Origin of the sequence: Aestuariivivens insulae (assembly GCF_022662195.1) — a bacterium.
Taxonomy (GTDB): domain Bacteria; phylum Bacteroidota; class Bacteroidia; order Flavobacteriales; family Flavobacteriaceae; genus Aestuariivivens; species Aestuariivivens insulae.
In genome coordinates, this window is sequence record NZ_JAKMCS010000001.1 from 222,131 (window position 1) to 240,006 (window position 17,876).

At 37.9% G+C, this 17,876-nt stretch carries 11 protein-coding genes; all 11 read right to left on the reverse strand.

Annotated features, from left to right (window positions below; all coding sequences use genetic code 11):
- Window positions 1–4: 4 nt before the first annotated feature.
- Complete coding sequence (locus tag MR062_RS00815; RefSeq protein ID WP_242202154.1) at window positions 5–862, reverse strand: fumarylacetoacetate hydrolase family protein; 858 nt, start codon at window positions 860–862, stop codon at window positions 5–7.
- Window positions 863–878: 16 nt separating this feature from the next.
- Entirely contained in the window at window positions 879–1,658 is a 780-nt protein-coding gene (locus tag MR062_RS00820) for an SDR family NAD(P)-dependent oxidoreductase (protein WP_242202155.1), read from the reverse strand.
- 12 nt (window positions 1,659–1,670) lie between these two features.
- Window positions 1,671–3,332 carry a UxaA family hydrolase gene (locus tag MR062_RS00825; RefSeq protein WP_242202156.1) on the reverse strand — a complete coding sequence of 554 codons (1,662 nt, stop codon included), beginning with the start codon at window positions 3,330–3,332 and terminating at the stop codon, window positions 1,671–1,673.
- A gap of 170 nt (window positions 3,333–3,502) precedes the next feature.
- Entirely contained in the window at window positions 3,503–4,375 is an 873-nt protein-coding gene (locus MR062_RS00830) for an AraC family transcriptional regulator (protein ID WP_242202157.1), read from the reverse strand.
- Between the two features lie 133 nt (window positions 4,376–4,508).
- Window positions 4,509–6,188: a beta-N-acetylhexosaminidase gene (locus MR062_RS00835; RefSeq protein ID WP_242202158.1), complete on the reverse strand. Its 1,680-nt coding sequence runs from the start codon at window positions 6,186–6,188 to the stop codon at window positions 4,509–4,511.
- 20 nt (window positions 6,189–6,208) lie between these two features.
- Complete coding sequence (gene fucP, locus MR062_RS00840; RefSeq protein WP_242202159.1) at window positions 6,209–7,543, reverse strand: L-fucose:H+ symporter permease; 1,335 nt, start codon at window positions 7,541–7,543, stop codon at window positions 6,209–6,211.
- A 129-nt stretch (window positions 7,544–7,672) separates the two neighbouring features.
- Window positions 7,673–9,472 (reverse strand): alpha-L-fucosidase, encoded by a 1,800-nt coding sequence (locus MR062_RS00845; protein ID WP_242202160.1) that lies wholly within the window; start codon window positions 9,470–9,472, stop codon window positions 7,673–7,675.
- Window positions 9,473–9,734: 262 nt separating this feature from the next.
- Complete coding sequence (locus MR062_RS00850; protein WP_242202161.1) at window positions 9,735–10,577, reverse strand: endonuclease/exonuclease/phosphatase family protein; 843 nt, start codon at window positions 10,575–10,577, stop codon at window positions 9,735–9,737.
- A gap of 30 nt (window positions 10,578–10,607) precedes the next feature.
- Entirely contained in the window at window positions 10,608–12,806 is a 2,199-nt protein-coding gene (locus MR062_RS00855) for a DUF4838 domain-containing protein (RefSeq protein ID WP_242202162.1), read from the reverse strand.
- Window positions 12,807–12,811: 5 nt separating this feature from the next.
- Window positions 12,812–15,052, reverse strand: coding sequence for a GH92 family glycosyl hydrolase (locus MR062_RS00860; RefSeq protein WP_242202163.1), 2,241 nt, complete (start codon window positions 15,050–15,052; stop codon window positions 12,812–12,814).
- Between the two features lie 121 nt (window positions 15,053–15,173).
- Entirely contained in the window at window positions 15,174–17,870 is a 2,697-nt protein-coding gene (locus MR062_RS00865; RefSeq protein ID WP_242202164.1) for a glycoside hydrolase family 3 protein, read from the reverse strand.
- Between the last annotated feature and the right edge of the window lie 6 nt (window positions 17,871–17,876).

Sequence of the window (17,876 nt, forward strand, 5' to 3'; positions counted from 1 at the left end):
TGTTCTAGCCTTTATATGCTTGCGCTACTTGTTTAGAAGTACCTAATCCTTCAATGCCCAGTTCCATAACATCCCCTGGTTTTAGGTAGATAGGTGGATTGAACCCTAAGCCAACGCCAAAGGGTGTTCCGGTAGATATAATATCTCCAGGAAGTAAGGTCATAAACTGCGAGATATATGAAACAACTTCTTCCACATTGAAAATGAAATCGGAAGTTGAAGAGTTCTGTAGCTCTTTACCGTTTACTTTCAGCCATAGGTTAAGGTTGTTTGGGTTTGGGATTTCATCTTTTGTAGCAATAAATGGCCCTACAGGAGCGAAGGTGTCACAACCTTTTCCTTTACACCATTGGCCTTCTTTTTCTATTTGGTAAGCGCGTTCAGAAATATCGTTGTGCAGCACATAACCTGCTATGTGGTTATAGGCATCTTCTTTTTCTACATACGATGCTTTTTTACCAATAACGATAGCCAGCTCTACTTCCCAATCTGTTTTTTCACTGCCTTTAGGGATGATAACATCGTCGTTAGGTCCTACTAATGCTGAAGTGGCCTTAAAGAACAGTACGGGTTCTTTTGGTATTGCCATGCCTGCTTCTTCGGCATGTTTTGCATAGTTTAAGCCTACACAAACTATTTTTGAAGGCCGTGTTAACGGAACTCCCAAGCGAACGGAATCGTCCACTTTAGGACAGCTGTCTTGATGTTTGCTTAACCAATCCTGAAGGCGTTCCAAGCCATCTCCACCAAAAAAATCTTCATTATAATCTTGACCAAAACCAGAAACGTCAATGCGTGTTCCTTCCTCTAATTGTACTCCTGGTTTTTCTTGCCCTTCGGCTCCAAATCTTATTAATTTCATTTGTTATTATTTTCGTTTATCCGTTTAATTTAATAAATCCACCATCGATAGGAAAGTCTGTTCCGGTAATAAAAGATGCTTCATCCGAACAGAGGTATAAGGCTAAATTGGCAATTTCTTCTGGTTTGCCCATGCGTCCTATAGGTTGTGTTTTTGATAAGTTTGCAAACATTTCGTCTTCTTTGCCGGGGTAATTTTTTTTAATGAATCCATCAACAAAAGGCGTGTGTACCCTAGCAGGTGAAATGCAGTTGCATCGAATACCATCATTTACATAATCTTTGGCAATAGAATAGGTCATGGTTAGTGCAGCGCCTTTAGACATGGAATATGCAAAGCGGTCTGAAATACCTACCGAAGAGGCTATTGAGGCCATATTAATAATAACGCCGCCACCTTGCTGCTTCATTATTGGAACTACAGCATGAGCACAGTTGTAAACGCCTTTAACATTTACATTATAAATGCGGTCAAGATCTTCTTCTTTGGTGTTTTCTATATTCCCCACGTGGGCGATACCTGCATTGTTTATAAGAATATCTATGTTATGGTTTTTAGATATGCTAGTAATGGTATCCATAACTTGTTGGTGATTGGATACATCGCATTGATAAAAGTTGACTTTACCGCCTTCTTCTATGATGTTGTTTGCCATTCGCTCGCCACTTTCGGCATTAAATTCCAGAATGTGCACATGTGCGCCTTGTTGTGCAAATGTGATTGACATGGCTTCGCCAATACCACTGGCTCCTCCAGTAATAATTGCAGATTTTCCTTCTAAACTAAATTTCGACATTTTGTTTTTGTTTTATAGTGACATTCCTCGTTTCCAGGGAATGAAATCGTCTTGGTTTAATTGTCTTGCCTTGGTTTGTTTACCACTGGCGACTTCAATAACATAGTCCAGTAAAGCTTCACCAGTTTCTTCAATTGTTGTTGATCCTTCAATGATACCTCCCGAATCAAAATCGATAATATCCTCCATTTTATTAAACAATGTCGTGTTTGAGGATACCTTTACTACTGGAGTGATTGGGTTGCCAGTTGGGGTTCCCAATCCAGTTGTAAATAAAATAACGTTACATCCAGACCCAGCTAATGCGGTGGTAGACTCAACATCATTACCAGGGGTGCACAAAAGGTTTAGTCCTGGTTTTATAATTTGTTCGGTATAATCCAATACGTCTTCAATAGGTGAGGTGCCTCCTTTTTTAGCAGCTCCGGCCGATTTAATAGCATCTGTAATCAACCCGTCTTTAATGTTTCCCGGTGAGGGATTCATTGAAAAAGCTGCTCCTAAAACCCCCGCTTTTGCATTATAGACAGCCATGATTTGAGAAAATTTTTCTGCCTTTTCAGCGCTTGTACATCTATTAATCAATTCTTGCTCAACCCCATTTAGCTCTGGAAATTCAGATAAAACAGTAGTGCCTCCCAGGGCCACTATCAAATCGGAAACATAACCCAATGTTGGATTTGCAGAAATTCCTGAAAAGCCATCAGATCCGCCACATTCTAAACCAATAACCAATTTACTTAAATTTGCTGGCTTTCTTTCTATTTTGTTCGCTTCTATTAAGCCTACAAATGTTTTTTTAACAGCTTCGGCCAACAAGGCTTTTTCGGATGGCGAATTTTGTTGTTCTAAAATATATACAGGTTTTTGAAGGTTAGGCGCCATTTTTTCCAAAGCTTCTTGTAGAATGCTCACTTGTGCATGTTGACAACCTAAACTTAAAACGGTGGCACCTGCAACATTAGGATTATTGATATAGCCCGCTAATAAATGGCATAGTGCAATAGCATCTGATGTGGCTCCACCACAACCCCCTTCGTGGGTTAAAAACTTAATGCCGTCGACATTAGGGAACAAAAGGCTTTTGTAGCTTTCTTCGGTTTCCTTTAAAATGTCCTTATCCAAAAGCGCTTGGTTTGATGCACCAGATTTGTAGTCGGCAATTAAAGTATCTACATCCAATCTAAGATGCTGTTTTTTGCCAAACCCTAACTTTTCTACTAAGGCCTCTTTTAAAACAGTTACATTTCTGTTTTGACAAAATACCAAAGGGATAATTAGCCAATTATTTTCGGTGCCTACTTTGCCGTCTGCTCTATGGTAACCATTAAATGTTTTATTTACAAATTTTGAGACGTTTGGTGCGCTCCATGATTTTGAAGCTTTTAGGTCTTTTGTTTTGTAGGGTTCGGTATCGTGCTCTAGATTAGAGGTGCTAATTAAATCACCTTTAGCAATTTTCTTTTTGGCTTTCCCTACCAATACCCCATACATATATACTTTATCACCTTCTTCTAAGGTCTCGGTAACAAATTTGTGTTTCGCTGCTATGTAGTTTTGAATGGTATAGGTTTGATTTTCAAATGTGATCTGTGTCCCTTTTTCCAAATTGGTTAAAGCAACTAGCACATTGTCTTTGTCGTGTATTTTAAGTACTTTTTGGTGGTTATTCATTTAATTTTGGTTGAAAATATCTTCAATACAATAGTACAATCAACCCTTCATAATAGCTTGCTAAATTTCTACCTTTATTTGTATTTTTTTTGCTTGTTGGGCCATTGTGTAGTGTTTTGAAGTTAGAATATACAAATAAAGAGAGGAAAGGGTTTTGTGCTAAGTTTTATCTATATACTGTTTTTGACATGTAATTTAACGTACTCTGTTGGAGAGTATTTCATGGTTTTTTTAAATTGCCTGTTGAAATTGGAAATATTATTAAACCCAGATTCGAAGCATATTTCTGAAACGTTACTTTTGTTTTCTATTAACAGTTTGCAAGAGTAGCCAATACGTACTTCATTTAAATATTCACTAAATGTCTTTCTGTTAACACGTTTAAAAAACCTACTAAATGCAGAAGGATTCATGCAGGCAACCCCAGCTACATCATTAAGGGTGATGTCTTCCTTAAAGTTTTTAATGATGTACTCATACACTTTTTCTAAATTCTTTTTTCCAGTAATTTCAAAAGAATTTATAAAACCACTACTGGATAATAACCTGTAATCTTTGTGTTGGGATAAGTGGTGTAGGATTTTAAAAAACCTAATGGTCTTGCCAAAACTATCTAGTTTATTAATGCCCTTTATCCATTTGGTGACCAGTTTTAAATCGCCCGAAAACTTAATGCCATGTTTGGCCCGATCAATTAATTCTTTAATCGATTTCATTTCAGGCATGTTTAAGAATGCTTCGCCTGCAAAGTGTTCCTTAAAATGAATGGAAATGGCTTTGGCTTTTAATTTTGAATCTTTTTCAAAATATTCTTTATCATTAAGCCACATATGGGGCAGGTTTTTGCCTATTAAAATGATATCGCCTTTACTAAACTGTTCAATGTTGTCGCCTATAAAGCGGGTACCATTACTTTCTAAAATAACGACCAATTCCAACTCTGGATGATAGTGCCATACTTTTAGGAAGTATGGATAGCTTTTTTCACCTATCAACAGGGAATCGTTGCTTAAACTACTTCTGTCTAATAAATGAAGTTTCATATGGAAGTATGATTTTAAATAACCCCGTTAATATAGGTATAAATTTGTGTTTTTTTTGTAAAAATAACAAAAAAAAGCAATAAAAGTATTGTTTATAAATACTCTTATTGCTTAAACTAACAACTAAATCAAACTATTTATCTTGTATGCTGTGCTTGGCGTAATTTAAGCCCATAGCATTGTATCTGTCTGCAAAGTGCTGTAACCTAGCATTGAAATCATCCCAGTCTTTAGAGGATTTAGGAGACCAAACGACTTCGGAAAGTGCTGCCATTCTTGGTAAAATCATATATTCAACGTAATCTGTAGTAGCCATATACTCCGTCCAAACGTTAGCTTGAGCACCTAAGATGTATTTGCTTTCTTCTTCGGTTAGTTCTTCTGGTGTAGGTTCGTAGGCGTAAACGTCGGCTACTGTGGTTTTGCCCCCTATAGCTAAAGGTTCGTTGGCTTTATCTTCTGTTTGGTAATGATCGAAATAACAAGAATGGTTAGGCGTCATAATAACATTATGTTTATGCTTGGCAGCTTCAATACCACCTTTTGTGCCACGCCATGACATTACGGTTGCATTTGGTGCTAAACCGCCCTCGAGAATCTCATCCCAGCCTATAATATTTTTACCCTTAGAATTTAGGTATTTTTCAATACGTGTAATGAAATAACTCTGTAATTCATGCTCGTCGTGCAGCCCTTCGTCTTTAATTCTTTTTTGACAGTTAGGACATTCTTTCCAATTTTCTTTAGGGCATTCGTCACCTCCTATGTGGATATATGCTGAAGGGAATAAAGGAATAACTTCGTCTAACACATCTTGTAGGAAAGCAAAGGTTTCATCTTTTCCGGCACAATACACATCTTTAAAAACGCCCCAGGTTTCTTGAACGATTTTTGGAGTGCCAGCTGCTTGAATGGCTTTGCCGCCTTCAGATATCATGTTGTTGGTTACAACGGTTTGTTCTTCTGGGAAGCAGCTTAAGCTAGGGTAAGCAGCAATGGCAGCGCTACTGTGACCTGGTAGCTCAATTTCTGGAATAACAGTAATATGCTGCTTGGCCGCATAAGCTACAATATCCTTAACATCTTCTTGCGTGTAGAAACCGCCATAACGTTTTTGGTCGTTTTCGGTACCAGGATGGTGTCCTACAATGGTACCACTTCGCCATGCACCTATTTCGGTTAATTTTGGGTATTTCTTAATTTCGATACGCCACCCTTGGTCTTCGGTTAAATGCCAATGGAAAGTATTCATTTTATGTAGCGCAATTAAATCGATGTATTTTTTAACAAAATCTACAGGGAAGAAATGACGGGCTACATCTAAATGCATACCCCTGTATTGATATCTAGGGCTGTCTTTAACAGTAACTGCCGGAATGGTTAATTCTGCTATTTTGTTGGTTTCAGATTCAATTGAAGCAGGCATTAATTGTCTTAGGGTTTGAATTCCATAAAATACGCCTTTAGCTGTTTTGCCTGAAATTACAATTTGATTGTAGGTGATGGATAGGGTGTAGCCTTCCTCATTATCAATAGTGTCATCAAGTTTTAATTGAATATTTCCTGAGTCCCCAGTATTTATAGTTGAACCAGAAGCGTGGCTTAACATTTCAGCAAGGTAACTGGCTTCATTTTGTAAATCTTCACTGGCCGATATTGTAGTGTTTGAATCTACTAAAAACCTACCATTAGAAATCTCTAAAGAAGTGGGTTTCGGTATAATTTGATAGTCTTGTTCTGTGTTTGCAATGTCCTTGTATTTATTACAAGAAACGGTTAATAGACTTATTAATACGATAACTACTAATCTCATTTTTATTAATGGTTTTTAATTTAATTGGATACGTGTAAAATGTCGTCTGTGGCTTCGTGTCTTTTAAAAACCCTAAGGCCATACCAGGCTATATATACAAAACATAGTAATGGTAAAATAAAAGAGAAGTTAACTTCTGAAACGCCCATAATTTTAGTGTCCGCCACGCCATTACCACCAGCGTCTATAATGATACCTTGTAGTTTGGGCATTAATGCACCTCCAACAATAGCCATGACCAGTCCAGCAGAACCTATTTTAGATTGCTCTTCGGTTAAATCGCCTAAGGCAATACCATAAATGGTAGGGAACATTAGTGACATAAAGAATGAAATGGCAACCAGGCAGTAGAGCCCGACCGTTCCTTGAATGAATATAGTTCCCGCCGTAAAAGCCAATGCCAATAAACCAAAGTACATGAGTAGTTTACCAGAACTTATAAAGCGCAACATATACGTCCCCACGGCTCTACCAATAATAAATAAGATAAAGGCTGCAAGTTGATAACTCCCTGCAGTTACACTGTCTATGCCAATACCTTCTGCATATTGGTATATGTAGGTCCAGCACATAATTTGGGCGCCTACATATAAAATTTGGGCCAATACGCCCAGAATATACTTAACATTTTTGGCTAATGTAACAAACGTTTCACCAATACTTGGCATACTTCCTTCTTCTTTCGATTGGGGCATTTTGCTAACTACAAACAGCACAAAAATCCCAATAAGGACTAGGCCTAAAAAGACATAGGGGTTACGGATGACCATTAAATCGGCTGTTTTGATGGCTACTTTTGAGGCTTCATCTAAAACACTAAAATCTGTTATGTCATCAGATTGCAAATTCTTTAACACAAATTGTTGTGCGACTACCAGTCCGGCAATAAGGCCAACTGGGTTAAAAGCTTGAGCCAAATTTAAACGCTGTGTTGCTGTTTCTTTGGCGCCCATAGCTAAAATATATGGGTTTGCGGCTGTTTCTAAAAAAGCCAATCCGAACGTTAAAATATACAGGCCAATACAGAAAAACATAAAGCTCTCAGATTGGGCAGCGGGATAAAACAATAAGGCTCCTGTAGCATACAATGCCAATCCAATAAGAATCCCTACTTTATAGGAATATTTCCGCATAAACATAGCGGCTGGGAGGGCCATACAAAAATAGCCTCCATAAAAAGCCATTTGTACCCATGCTGCTTGGGAATTGGATAGTTCTAAAACTTTTTTAAATGCTTGAACCATTGGGTCGGTTACGGCATTGGCAAAACCCCATAATGCAAAAAGAGAGGTTACTAAGATAAACGGTATTAAAACCTTTTTTGATACTACTGGAATTTTGCTAAATGTATCCATAAATGAGTCATAAATATTTAAGGGTTTAAAGTACTAAACCCCGAGGTTAATGTTAATTTTTTTCGCTGAACAACTTATTATGTTCTCTCTGTATAACAATTAAGGCTATAAAATAATAATTCTATAGGTCTATTGTTTGTTTATTTGAAATGTCCAGGCATCATGTGAAGGTAATTCGGCATACTTTATATCTTTTGTATGTATAGTCATGGCGTTGTTCTCGTAAGTCCAATCTAAAGCTCTGTCTATACCTAATAGGGTTACTTTTGCATCTTTACCAGGGTTAGGGATATCCAACACCAATTTATCTTCGGGCCATTCAAAACTAATGGCATAGAGTTTACCATGGTTTTGGGTATAGCACAAATAGGTTTTAAGCGAACTGTAGTTGCCTCTCAGGCCTTGTGTTGTCTGGGCTTTATCGACGTAGAATGCCGATGCAGGAACAGTTTGCTTTTCTAAAGCTTTGCTGCTCCAATACAATGTCATAGAGGCATTCAAATCTTTTTCCCGATATTTTATTTTGATGGGATAGGCGACACCAGATTTTAATTTAATAGCGCCTTTGGAAGTGGAACTGTTGTTAGCCCCCATGACTTCAGATTGTGTGCCCTTTCCTGTGTAATTTAGATTGATGATTTGCTTGCCGTCAATATATACAGCTGCTTCATCATCTGCTTTTACTTCAAAAGTATAATTGCCCGTTTTCGGTGCAACGATAAACCCGTTCCATTCCACAGCAAAATGGTCTTCTTTAATACCTTTCATGGGTGAATTTCTAACCCAGTTAAAATCGATGGTTTTGTCTGTACGTTCTATATGGACTTCTTTTTCAACTTCTTTAATCGAATAGGGTTCAGAGCCGTAAATGGCATCACCATTTATACTAAGCCAATCTCCTAATTGAATCAATCGTTCTTGTTGAATAAGTGGTATTTGTCCATCAGCCTTAGGGCCAACATTTAAAATCATACCGCCTCCATTGGCAACAGCTTGAACAAAGCGATGGATTAAATCTTTCGAGGTGCCATAGGCTTCTAGGTTTTCGTTACGGTTTAGCCCAAAGGACCTACCTAGACCCCTTACTTCGGTCCAAGGTCTATTGGTTACTTTAATGCCTGCGCTATATTCGGGGGTTAAAAAGCCAACGTCCAATCCGCTTCCCCATCTATTGTTTACAATAGCATCGTCTCCAACCAAATTGTAATACCAATGGATAAGTTCTGCAGCGTGCCATTGTTTTGCAGTATTGAACCATTCGCCATCGGCAAAAATTAATGTGGGTTTATAGGTGCTTACTAATTCCTTGAATTGTGGGATCATATAATTGTCCACATAATTTCCAATACTATCATGCGGGTCTGTATACCATCGGTGTAGGGGGTGGTTCCATTCGGCCAGGGAATAGTATAATCCCATTTTAAGGTCTGTTTTTCTCACGGCTTTGGTCAGTTCACCAACAATATCCCGTTTGGGACCTATATCTACACTGTTCCAGTTTCTATTATACTTACTTGGCCAAAGCGCATAACCATCGTGGTGTTTGGAGACCAACATAACATATTTGGCACCAGCTCTTTTAAATAGGTTAGCCCATTCATCTGGATTGAATAATTCGGCTTTAAACAATGGGGCAAAGTCTTTATAGGTAAAATTTTGTCCATAGGTATTCTTCATAAAATTAGTACGTAAGGAATCTTTAACCTGTAAGCCTCTTAAGTACCATTCGCCATAAGATTCCTTGCCGCCATATGCTGGTACGGAATATAAGCCCCAGTGTATAAAAATACCCAACTTGGCATCTTTAAACCATTTGGGATAAGGGCGTTCTGTAATGGCTTTGGAATAATCAATTGGGTTGTTATCCTGTGCAACTGAAGTTAGTGTTACCCCAAAAAATATGAGGCATAGTGTTATTTTCTTAACCATAGGTGTCATTTAATCGTATTTTGACAAATAAACTAGAGAGCATGACAAAAATCACTTTTCATATTGCAATCACTTGAATTCAAAAACCTGACAGGTCTGAAAAACAATTCTTTGTTAGCCAGTATTTTAAATGTGTTAATCATTTTTTGTCATGTACTAAACAAATAAACATGAAAAACAGGCGCTTTTCTACTACTAATAATGCCTTGGTCAATATTATATTTGCCTTTTTTATCTGTTAGGCTTAATGTAAGTGAATATTTTAGTTGTTTTGTATTAGCATTTCAATATACACGGGTAAATGGTCTGATGGATATTTACCATTTTTTGGGTTGCTTAAAATGGCAAATTTCTTCACTTCAATAGTATTTTTACTGGTAAAGATATAGTCTATTCGGTTTTTTACTGGTTCTTCAAACTTAAAACCATTGTAAGTTCCTTCTGGGCCAAAAGGTGTTGCTATGGATACTGTTTTGGCATCATTCATTGCTTTTGATAAAAACTGAATAGGCTCACTTTCGGGTTTTAGATTGAAATCACCGGTGAGGATCACAGGATTGTTATCGTTTAAGTCTGTAATTGTTTTTACAATAAGTTTAGCGCTTTGTGCCCTGGCCATTTTACCAATATGGTCGAAATGGGTATTGAATACCCAAAAATGCTGTTTGGTTTTTAGGTCTTTAAATAGGGCATAGGTACAAATACGTTCCATTGAGGCATCCCAACCCACCGATATGTTTTTAGGGGTGTCCGATAGCCAAAAGGTTTGGTTTTGGATCACCTTTAGTTTATTGGCATTGTAAAAAATAGCACTGTATTCGCCTTTTGTTTTTCCATCGTCGCGTCCTACACCAATATATTTGTAGTTCACAAGCATGCTATCCAAATAGGTGACTTGATGGTGCAAGCCTTCTTGGATACCTATAATATCCGGTTCGTAAAAAAGGATCTGGTTGCTTAAAACTGCTTTTCTTTTAGACCATTGGTTCTCGCCATCATTAGGGTTGTCGTACCTAATGTTGTAAGTCATTATTTTATAGGTTTGTGCATTTAAGCCTAGGACAGTAAAACATAAAAGTACAATTGTTAGTGTTTTTTTGGTCATTGTTTTTGTTGTCTTTAGAGTTTCTAACATCTAATTCACAATCACTTCGTCTGCAAATATCCAAGATGGTAATCCCGCTGCATGATGCCAATAGGGTGCCTGTTTTAAATTGATAGCCTTTACTTTTAAATAGCGAATTGATGTTGGTTTAATAGTGACATTAAAATATTGAATATCGTTTACTTTACTCGTTTTACTTAATGGCCTTTTATTGTGCACTGTGCCCAGTTCTATATATGATGAGCCATCTACTGAACCATAATATTTTACTTCCTTAGGAAAGAACACTACATGGTTGGTTACCTGTAAAAAAGCGGTTGAAATACTTGAAATCTGATTAAGCTTTTCTAAATCTATTATGGCTTCCATATCATTGCCTTCAAACCCGAGCCAATTGGCATAAAAGCTACTGCCACCCAAAGCACCATCGGTTAATGTTTGTGGATCTTCATTAGCGTATTTCTTAGGTTTGGTTAATAAGGTTACGGGTTTCCCTGATGCTTTATTAGGCTGTAGGGCCACTGTAATTGATTTTAAGTAAGCTTCGCCATATTCCTGCACGGTATAGCCCATCTCGTTCATTAAAGTGATGTTGGCTTCTTTGCAGGTGTTTACAAAGTTTTCAACTAAGGATGTAGAGGATTCACTTAAAACAAAATCTTCTGAAATGTGTTTTCTGCAGGCTTCTAAAGTCGCATAGTCTATACCCAATCGAGCTTGTTTTACACGTTTTAGGATTTGAGGTTTATTGGCTACGGCATTTTCGGCTTTTTCGAAAAGGGCTATATATTGTTTTAATAGCGTTGGGCTCAAATAACTGTTAAAGGCTTGAGACGGGTCGCCGTATAAAAACAAAAAGAAATCGGGGTGTTTTTGTATTTCGGCATGAATGGTATCTATAAATGTTTTAATAAATGCGCCTGCTTCTCGATAGTAGCCATTGGTGAATTCGGTAATTAAAGCATCAACATCCAAATCGGGATTCCACAAGAGTTTTGCCATAAGGTATGAACGTAATTCAAACAGTTCGCTAGGGTTGTGACTATGCTGCTCGAAAACCCATTTGGTGTTGTTGTCCCTAAAAAATTGAATGTTGGGCTGAAGGGTATGCAGGTTGGGGAATGGCGCCAAAAAGTTAGTGAACTGTGTGGTATAGTCCCAAATACGAATGTTGTTGGTAAGCTGGCTCCAGCCTTTAATATCGTTGGCAAAATCGGTACATTTTTCGGTAATGGGGGCACTTCTATCACATTCTATGGAACATAATGTAATCAGTACATTGTTTAAAGGTTTTGTTTTGCAAGGTTTACGAGTATACTGGTAAGCTAGTGTAGAAATGGTCTTGTTGGGGAATGCCTTAGCCACTTCATTAACAAACCGAATCATGGTAGCAGAATGGCTGCCTTCCTCGTCGTCTATTTTACTACAATTGGCACAGGTACAATATTGGGTGTTATCGTTACTGCTAACCGATATTACTGAAGCCTTAGGATATTGTTGGAATAATGAGCGAACGGAGTCTTTTACGATCTCCAGCACTTTAGCGTTTGTGAGACATAATTGTGTGGGCAATCTTTTGCCATTCCGTAAGGCATAATACTCTGGATTGGACTTGTAAAATTGTTCTTCGGGTAAAAATTTATTAAAGGTGTGTACCCTGGCCTTAGGCACATAGTAAGGAAAGGATTCTGTAGTGACCTTTTGTTTTTCGGCAAACAAGGTGTCTTGGTAAAACAATTTGGAATGAACAGTTCGGGTTTTAATTTCTGGATTATAACTGTAATTTATAGGTAAATTAAGTGTTACCGTATTTAACTGGGGAATGTCTTCAGCTTGTGGCGCGTACCATTTGCAGTTTAAATACCGTTCTAAAAATTCGTAAACAGCTTGTTTAATGGCGGTGTCCGACCCTCCTGTAATGATAAGGTTTTTGTCTTTTGAAATTATTTTAATTTGATGTTCGGCCAAATGATCTTCATTGCTGTTTCCAACATAAATTTTATGCTTACTACTTTGGGAGCTTTCATCAACAAGATTTAGGCTTACACCACTAATTTTTTCTAGATAGGATTGAAGAATTTCTGCCGATTGATAACTGCTTTTAGTTGCAGAACCTAAAACTACAATCTCGTAATTAGAAGCCCCATCCTTTGCTAAAGTAAGGGTGTTATTATTACAGGATGCAAGTAGTAATGATACTAAAATGAATTTGAAACAAAACCGAATCATTTTATTTACTTTAAATTAATTTGAAGCTTACCGCTATTGACCAACTCATTATGGTTTACAAAAAATGTCTTTTGCGTTTTACCACCTAAATTAATGGCCTCTATACGTCCTTGACCTACTTTTTCAATCTCCAAAGTTTTGTTTTTATAATATTTGGAATCTAAATGAATGGTGATTTTATCAAAAACAGGCGTTGTAATGGTATATAAAGGTTTTGCGGGCATGACCGGGTAAATCCCCATCATGCTATAGATTAACCAGGCACTCATGGTGCCTGTATCGTCATTGCCAGGAAGACCAGCAGGTTTATTGGTAAAGTATTCTTTAATTAGTGCAGAAACACGATCCTGGGTTTTCCACTCGTAACCATTGGTGAAATTATATAAATAAGGATAGGCGATATCCGGCTCATTAGCCATATCAAACTGTTTTTTTTCAAAGACTTCATCTAATTTTTTGACAAATTGCTTTTGTCCACCCATACTTTTCATTAGCCATATAATATCGTGGGATACCATAAAGGTATATTGCCAGGAGTTACCCTCTATAAACCCAAGGTTTTTCTCGAAATTCGCACCTTTATCTGGGTTAAAGGGGCTGTGCCATGTTCCATTGTCGTTTTTTGGACGCAACAAATTGAATTCTTTATCAAATAAATTTCTATAAGACACCGAGCGCTTAGAGAATAATTTGTAATCTTCTTTTTTACCCAAGGTATTGGCCAATTGAGCAATGGCAAAATCGGAGATATTGTATTCTTGTGTGGTCGAAACAGATCCACTTTTGGTCGTTTTTGTTGTTAGGTAACCTTTTTTAATATAGTCCTTAATGCCGGGGCGAAGTGGGTTGTTTTCTAATTGTACAGCACTTTTTTTCATAGCTTCATAGGCTTTTTGAACATCAAAATCCTGAATACCTCTTAAATAAGTGTCTGCCAGTACGATACCTGCCGGGTCGCCAACCATAGTAGTCGTTTCGGTGGCATTAAGTTCCCATTTGGGCAACCAGCCACTTTCATCGTAAATGTTTAGCATGCTTTTTACCATATCTGACTGTTGTTTTGGGTAAACCAAAGACATGAGGGCATGTAAGTTACGGTAGGTGTCCCAAAAGGAGAACACGGTAAATCGTGTGCCATTGGTTTTGGCTGTTTCCCGCTTGGCCATGGTTGGGTAGTCGCCATTAACATCGTTAAGAGTATTGGGATGGATTAAAGTGTGGTACAAGGCCGTATAAAAAATGGTTTTGTCGTCTTCGGTACCTCCTTCAACTTCAATTTTAGATAACAGGCCGTTCCAATCTGTCGACGTTTTTTTGTAGATATCGAGAAACGTCATTCCTTCTGTTTCTTTCTCAAGGTTTTTTCTGGCATTTTCTATGCTTATGTAGGACACACCAATTTTCACATCAACTTGGGTTGGCTCTTTAAAATTATAGGTAAAGTAGCTTCCTATACTATCGCCAATAACCTCTTTCCTGTATTGCTTGTACAAGCGTGTTTTGCCATTGTACCCCATCCATTGTCCTTCTAAACCATCGTACTGTCTTGGTTTTTTCCAAACGCCATAATCATCGGCAGGTTTACTGAATTTAGCAACAAAATATACGGGGTATGATTCTTCGGGTTTGTAATAGCAAAACGACCCAACGTTGCGCATACCTTCAATTTCTGTTGGTGATACCACTTTTATCGATGCGCCTTCTTCATTGGTTAATCCTAAACCTAAATTGATTAAGATGTTGGCTTGCCCTTTTGGGAAATGGTATTTAGAAATGCCTGCTCTTGTTGAAGCTGTGGTTTCTACTTTTACATTATACTTGTTAAGCATAGCGCCATAGTAGCCCGGTTTAGCAATTTCAAAGGAATAGGTAGAGCCATATTTTTGGTAATCTGTTTCCAGTTCACCTGTTGTTGGCATGGTTAAAATAACGCCCAGGTCTGGGCAACCAACACCACTTAAATTAACATGGCTGAACCCCGTTAAAAAAGGGTTGTCGTGTACATAGGGGTTTGATAACCAACGGCTGTCTTTTTCCATAGGTAAATTTTGGTGTCCCGCAACATTAAACGGTGATACGCTTACCATGCCCCTTGGAGCAATGGCCCCTGGATTGGTAGCTCCAAAGTTAGAGGTGCCTATAAACGGGTTTACATAATTTGCTGGCTCTTGTGCATGTACACTATAAGGTAAAATTACCAAGGCAATAACAAACCTTAAAAATTGAAGTGTTTTAGGATGTTTCATTTGGTTGCGTGTTTTTATATTTAATAGGCTTAACTTAGAATTAAATAGAAATAAGGATTGGTATCGTGAATAGCGCTTTCATGATACTTAATTATCCTATTTATTGCTAAAGAGGGCCTTCTCACTCCACCTGCAATATCCCTCTTAACTTGATGTTGTTGGAAGCCGATCCAATCATAATTCTAAAGTCCCCTGGCTCTACAATTTCATTCAAGTTCTCGTCAAGCATGGTTAACAATTCAGGTGTGATTTCAAAGGCCAATTTTTTTGTTTCCCCTTTTTTAATATGAACTCTTTGAAATCCTTTCAATTCAATTATAGGACGAACTACCGAAGCATACAAGTCTTTAATATATAATTGAACGACCTCGTCACCATCGAAGTTTCCTGTATTGGTAACTTCAAAATGTACAGTAGTATTCTCATTTTTAGAAATTTGAGGCTTATCGATTGTGAGGTTACTGTATTCAAAAGTAGTATAACTTAGCCCATATCCAAAAGGAAATAATGGTTTTCCTGTAAGATCTGTATAATCATCCAGTCTTCCTGTTGGTTTATGGTTGTAGAATAAGGGTAGTTGCCCTTCGGAAACAGGAAAAGTTATAGGCAATCTGCCAGCAGGGTTATAATCGCCAAATAAAACATCGGCCACGGCATTTCCGCCTTCATCACCGGGATACCATACGTCTAAAATGGCAGGGACTTCATGTATCCAGCGGTTCATGGTAATAGCACTCCCTCCAACCAATACAACGGCACATGGTTTCCCTGTTGCTACTACTTTTTTTATCAACTCTTCTTGATGGCCAGGAAGTGATAAGCTTGCCCTATCATTGGCTTCTCCTTCTTCTATACCAACAACGATAATAGAAAAATCATTGTTTTTTGCTACATCTACTGCCTCTTGAATGTCTTTTTGCCAATTATTTTCAACTCCTAAATTCCATATCAGTTTCATACGAACATCTCCTGTAGTTTCAAAAAATTCAAGTTTAATATTGTATTCCCTGTCTTTTACAAACTCATAGTCTGTGGTGATTTGTTGAAATGTTTGCTTTTTCCAGTTGTCAATAAGCAGTTCGCCATTGATATACAAACGATAGCCATCATTTGATTTTAGACCTATTTTAAAGTGTCCTGTTTTTGGGGCAACAAGCGTTCCGTTCCATCTTACAGAATAGTAGTCGTAATTAATTAGTTCTTGATTGGGTGAATACAATGTCCAATTAAAATCTATTTTAGGATCTGTTCTGGTAAGTGCAGGTGTACCTTCAAATGTAATATTGTTGAAATATTCTCCTTTTAAACCGGATTTCTTAACGGCATTTTCCATATGGAAAAAGTTTTCGGAAGGAACCGTAACGAAATCTGTTGATGTTCTTCCACATCCCGGACTATAGTTTATGTTACATGATTGCCCTACTTTATTTTTAATGCCTTCTAAAATGCTTACCGGATTGTTCCCTGGGCCAGAATAGCCCCCTAGCCTTGCTTCAACGGCATCTACGCCTATTACTGCAAGTGATTTTAGGTTTTTATTTAATGGTAGGGTATTGGCTTGGTTCTTTAATAGGACGATGGATTCCTGGGCCGCTTTTTTAGCTATTTGTCTGTGTGCTTTGATGCCACCATTCCAAGTTAAAGCTTCCTTAGGATCTACATAGGGGTTTTCAAACAGTCCAAGCTTAAACTTGGCCCTAAGGACTCTTCTAACGGCTTCATTTAATGCTTTTTCATCAACATCACCGTTTTCAAATGCAGGATAAAACAGTTTTTTATGGTCATATGATGTTTGAAAAATCACATCCAAGCCATTTTCAATGGATTGTTCTCCAGATTCGGCATAATCTTTTGATGTAAAGTGCAATACGTTGGCGCCTCCCACAGCATTGGCATCAGAAATTGTAAATCCTTCAAAGCCCCATTCTTCTTTAAGCTTTTTATTCAATAACCAATCATTGGCCGAACAGGGCCTTCCGTCCAAAGAATTGTAAGAGGTCATAACGGACCAAGCATTGGCTTTTTGAAAAACGGCTTTGAATGCTGGAAAATAAACTTCTTCCAATAACCTTTCGTTAAACTGGACAGGGTAACTGTCCCGACCGCCATCACCCAGATTGGCAACAAAATGCTTTGGGGTTGTTATAACGCCTTGCTTTTCAAATTCTGAAATGAATGAAAGGGCCATTTGAGTGGTAAGAAACGGGTCTTCACCATAGGTCTCTTCTGTTCTTCCCCAGCGCACATCGCGTGCTATATTCAATACTGGCGACAAGATTTGCCGAATCCCTCTGGATTTTGTTTCCATCGCAATGGCATGTGCAACCTCACCCATAAGAGCGGTGTCCCAAGTTGAAGCCAAAGCTATTGATTGGGGGAAAGCCGTAGCGCCTTTGCGAACCAATCCGTGAAGCGCCTCATCAAAAGGGATTATGGGAATGCCCAATCGGGTTTCTTCGGTGAAATACTTTTGCATGTCGTTAGCAGACTTTGCAGTTTCTACTGCTTTTCCTCCACTAGCGTAATTCAATAGCTGTTCGGTCTGTGAATCGGATTTTGACTGTGTGTTCATTTGAAAGCCAAAAAGACCATCCTTATATTTTTCTTTGCCATCGGACAAATCTCCTGGAACCATGAATACTTGCCCAAATTTTTCCTCGATAGTCATTCTGGGCAATAAGTCATCAATTCTTTTTTCAATAGGCAAGTCTGGGTTTTTGTAATCTAATGTATCTTCTTGTTTACAAGAACTTAATGTGACTAATAAAACCAAAAAAGCAATATGGAAATTACTGCTTCTGAAAAGTTTTGCGTTCATGTGTTT

Bases quoted from the DNA above. Each gene is read 5' to 3' on its own strand.
- MR062_RS00860 (WP_242202163.1), bottom strand. From the start codon at position 15,052: ATGAAACATCCTAAAACACTTCAATTTTTAAGGTTTGTTATTGCCTTG.
- MR062_RS00830 (WP_242202157.1), bottom strand. From the start codon at position 4,375: ATGAAACTTCATTTATTAGACAGAAGTAGTTTAAGCAACGATTCCCTG.
- MR062_RS00855 (WP_242202162.1), bottom strand. From the start codon at position 12,806: ATGATTCGGTTTTGTTTCAAATTCATTTTAGTATCATTACTACTTGCA.
- MR062_RS00825 (WP_242202156.1), bottom strand. From the start codon at position 3,332: ATGAATAACCACCAAAAAGTACTTAAAATACACGACAAAGACAATGTG.
- MR062_RS00865 (WP_242202164.1), bottom strand. From the start codon at position 17,870: ATGAACGCAAAACTTTTCAGAAGCAGTAATTTCCATATTGCTTTTTTG.
- MR062_RS00850 (WP_242202161.1), bottom strand. From the start codon at position 10,577: ATGACCAAAAAAACACTAACAATTGTACTTTTATGTTTTACTGTCCTA.
- MR062_RS00820 (WP_242202155.1), bottom strand. From the start codon at position 1,658: ATGTCGAAATTTAGTTTAGAAGGAAAATCTGCAATTATTACTGGAGGA.
- MR062_RS00835 (WP_242202158.1), bottom strand. From the start codon at position 6,188: ATGAGATTAGTAGTTATCGTATTAATAAGTCTATTAACCGTTTCTTGT.
- MR062_RS00815 (WP_242202154.1), bottom strand. From the start codon at position 862: ATGAAATTAATAAGATTTGGAGCCGAAGGGCAAGAAAAACCAGGAGTA.
- MR062_RS00845 (WP_242202160.1), bottom strand. From the start codon at position 9,472: ATGGTTAAGAAAATAACACTATGCCTCATATTTTTTGGGGTAACACTA.
- fucP (WP_242202159.1), bottom strand. From the start codon at position 7,543: ATGGATACATTTAGCAAAATTCCAGTAGTATCAAAAAAGGTTTTAATA.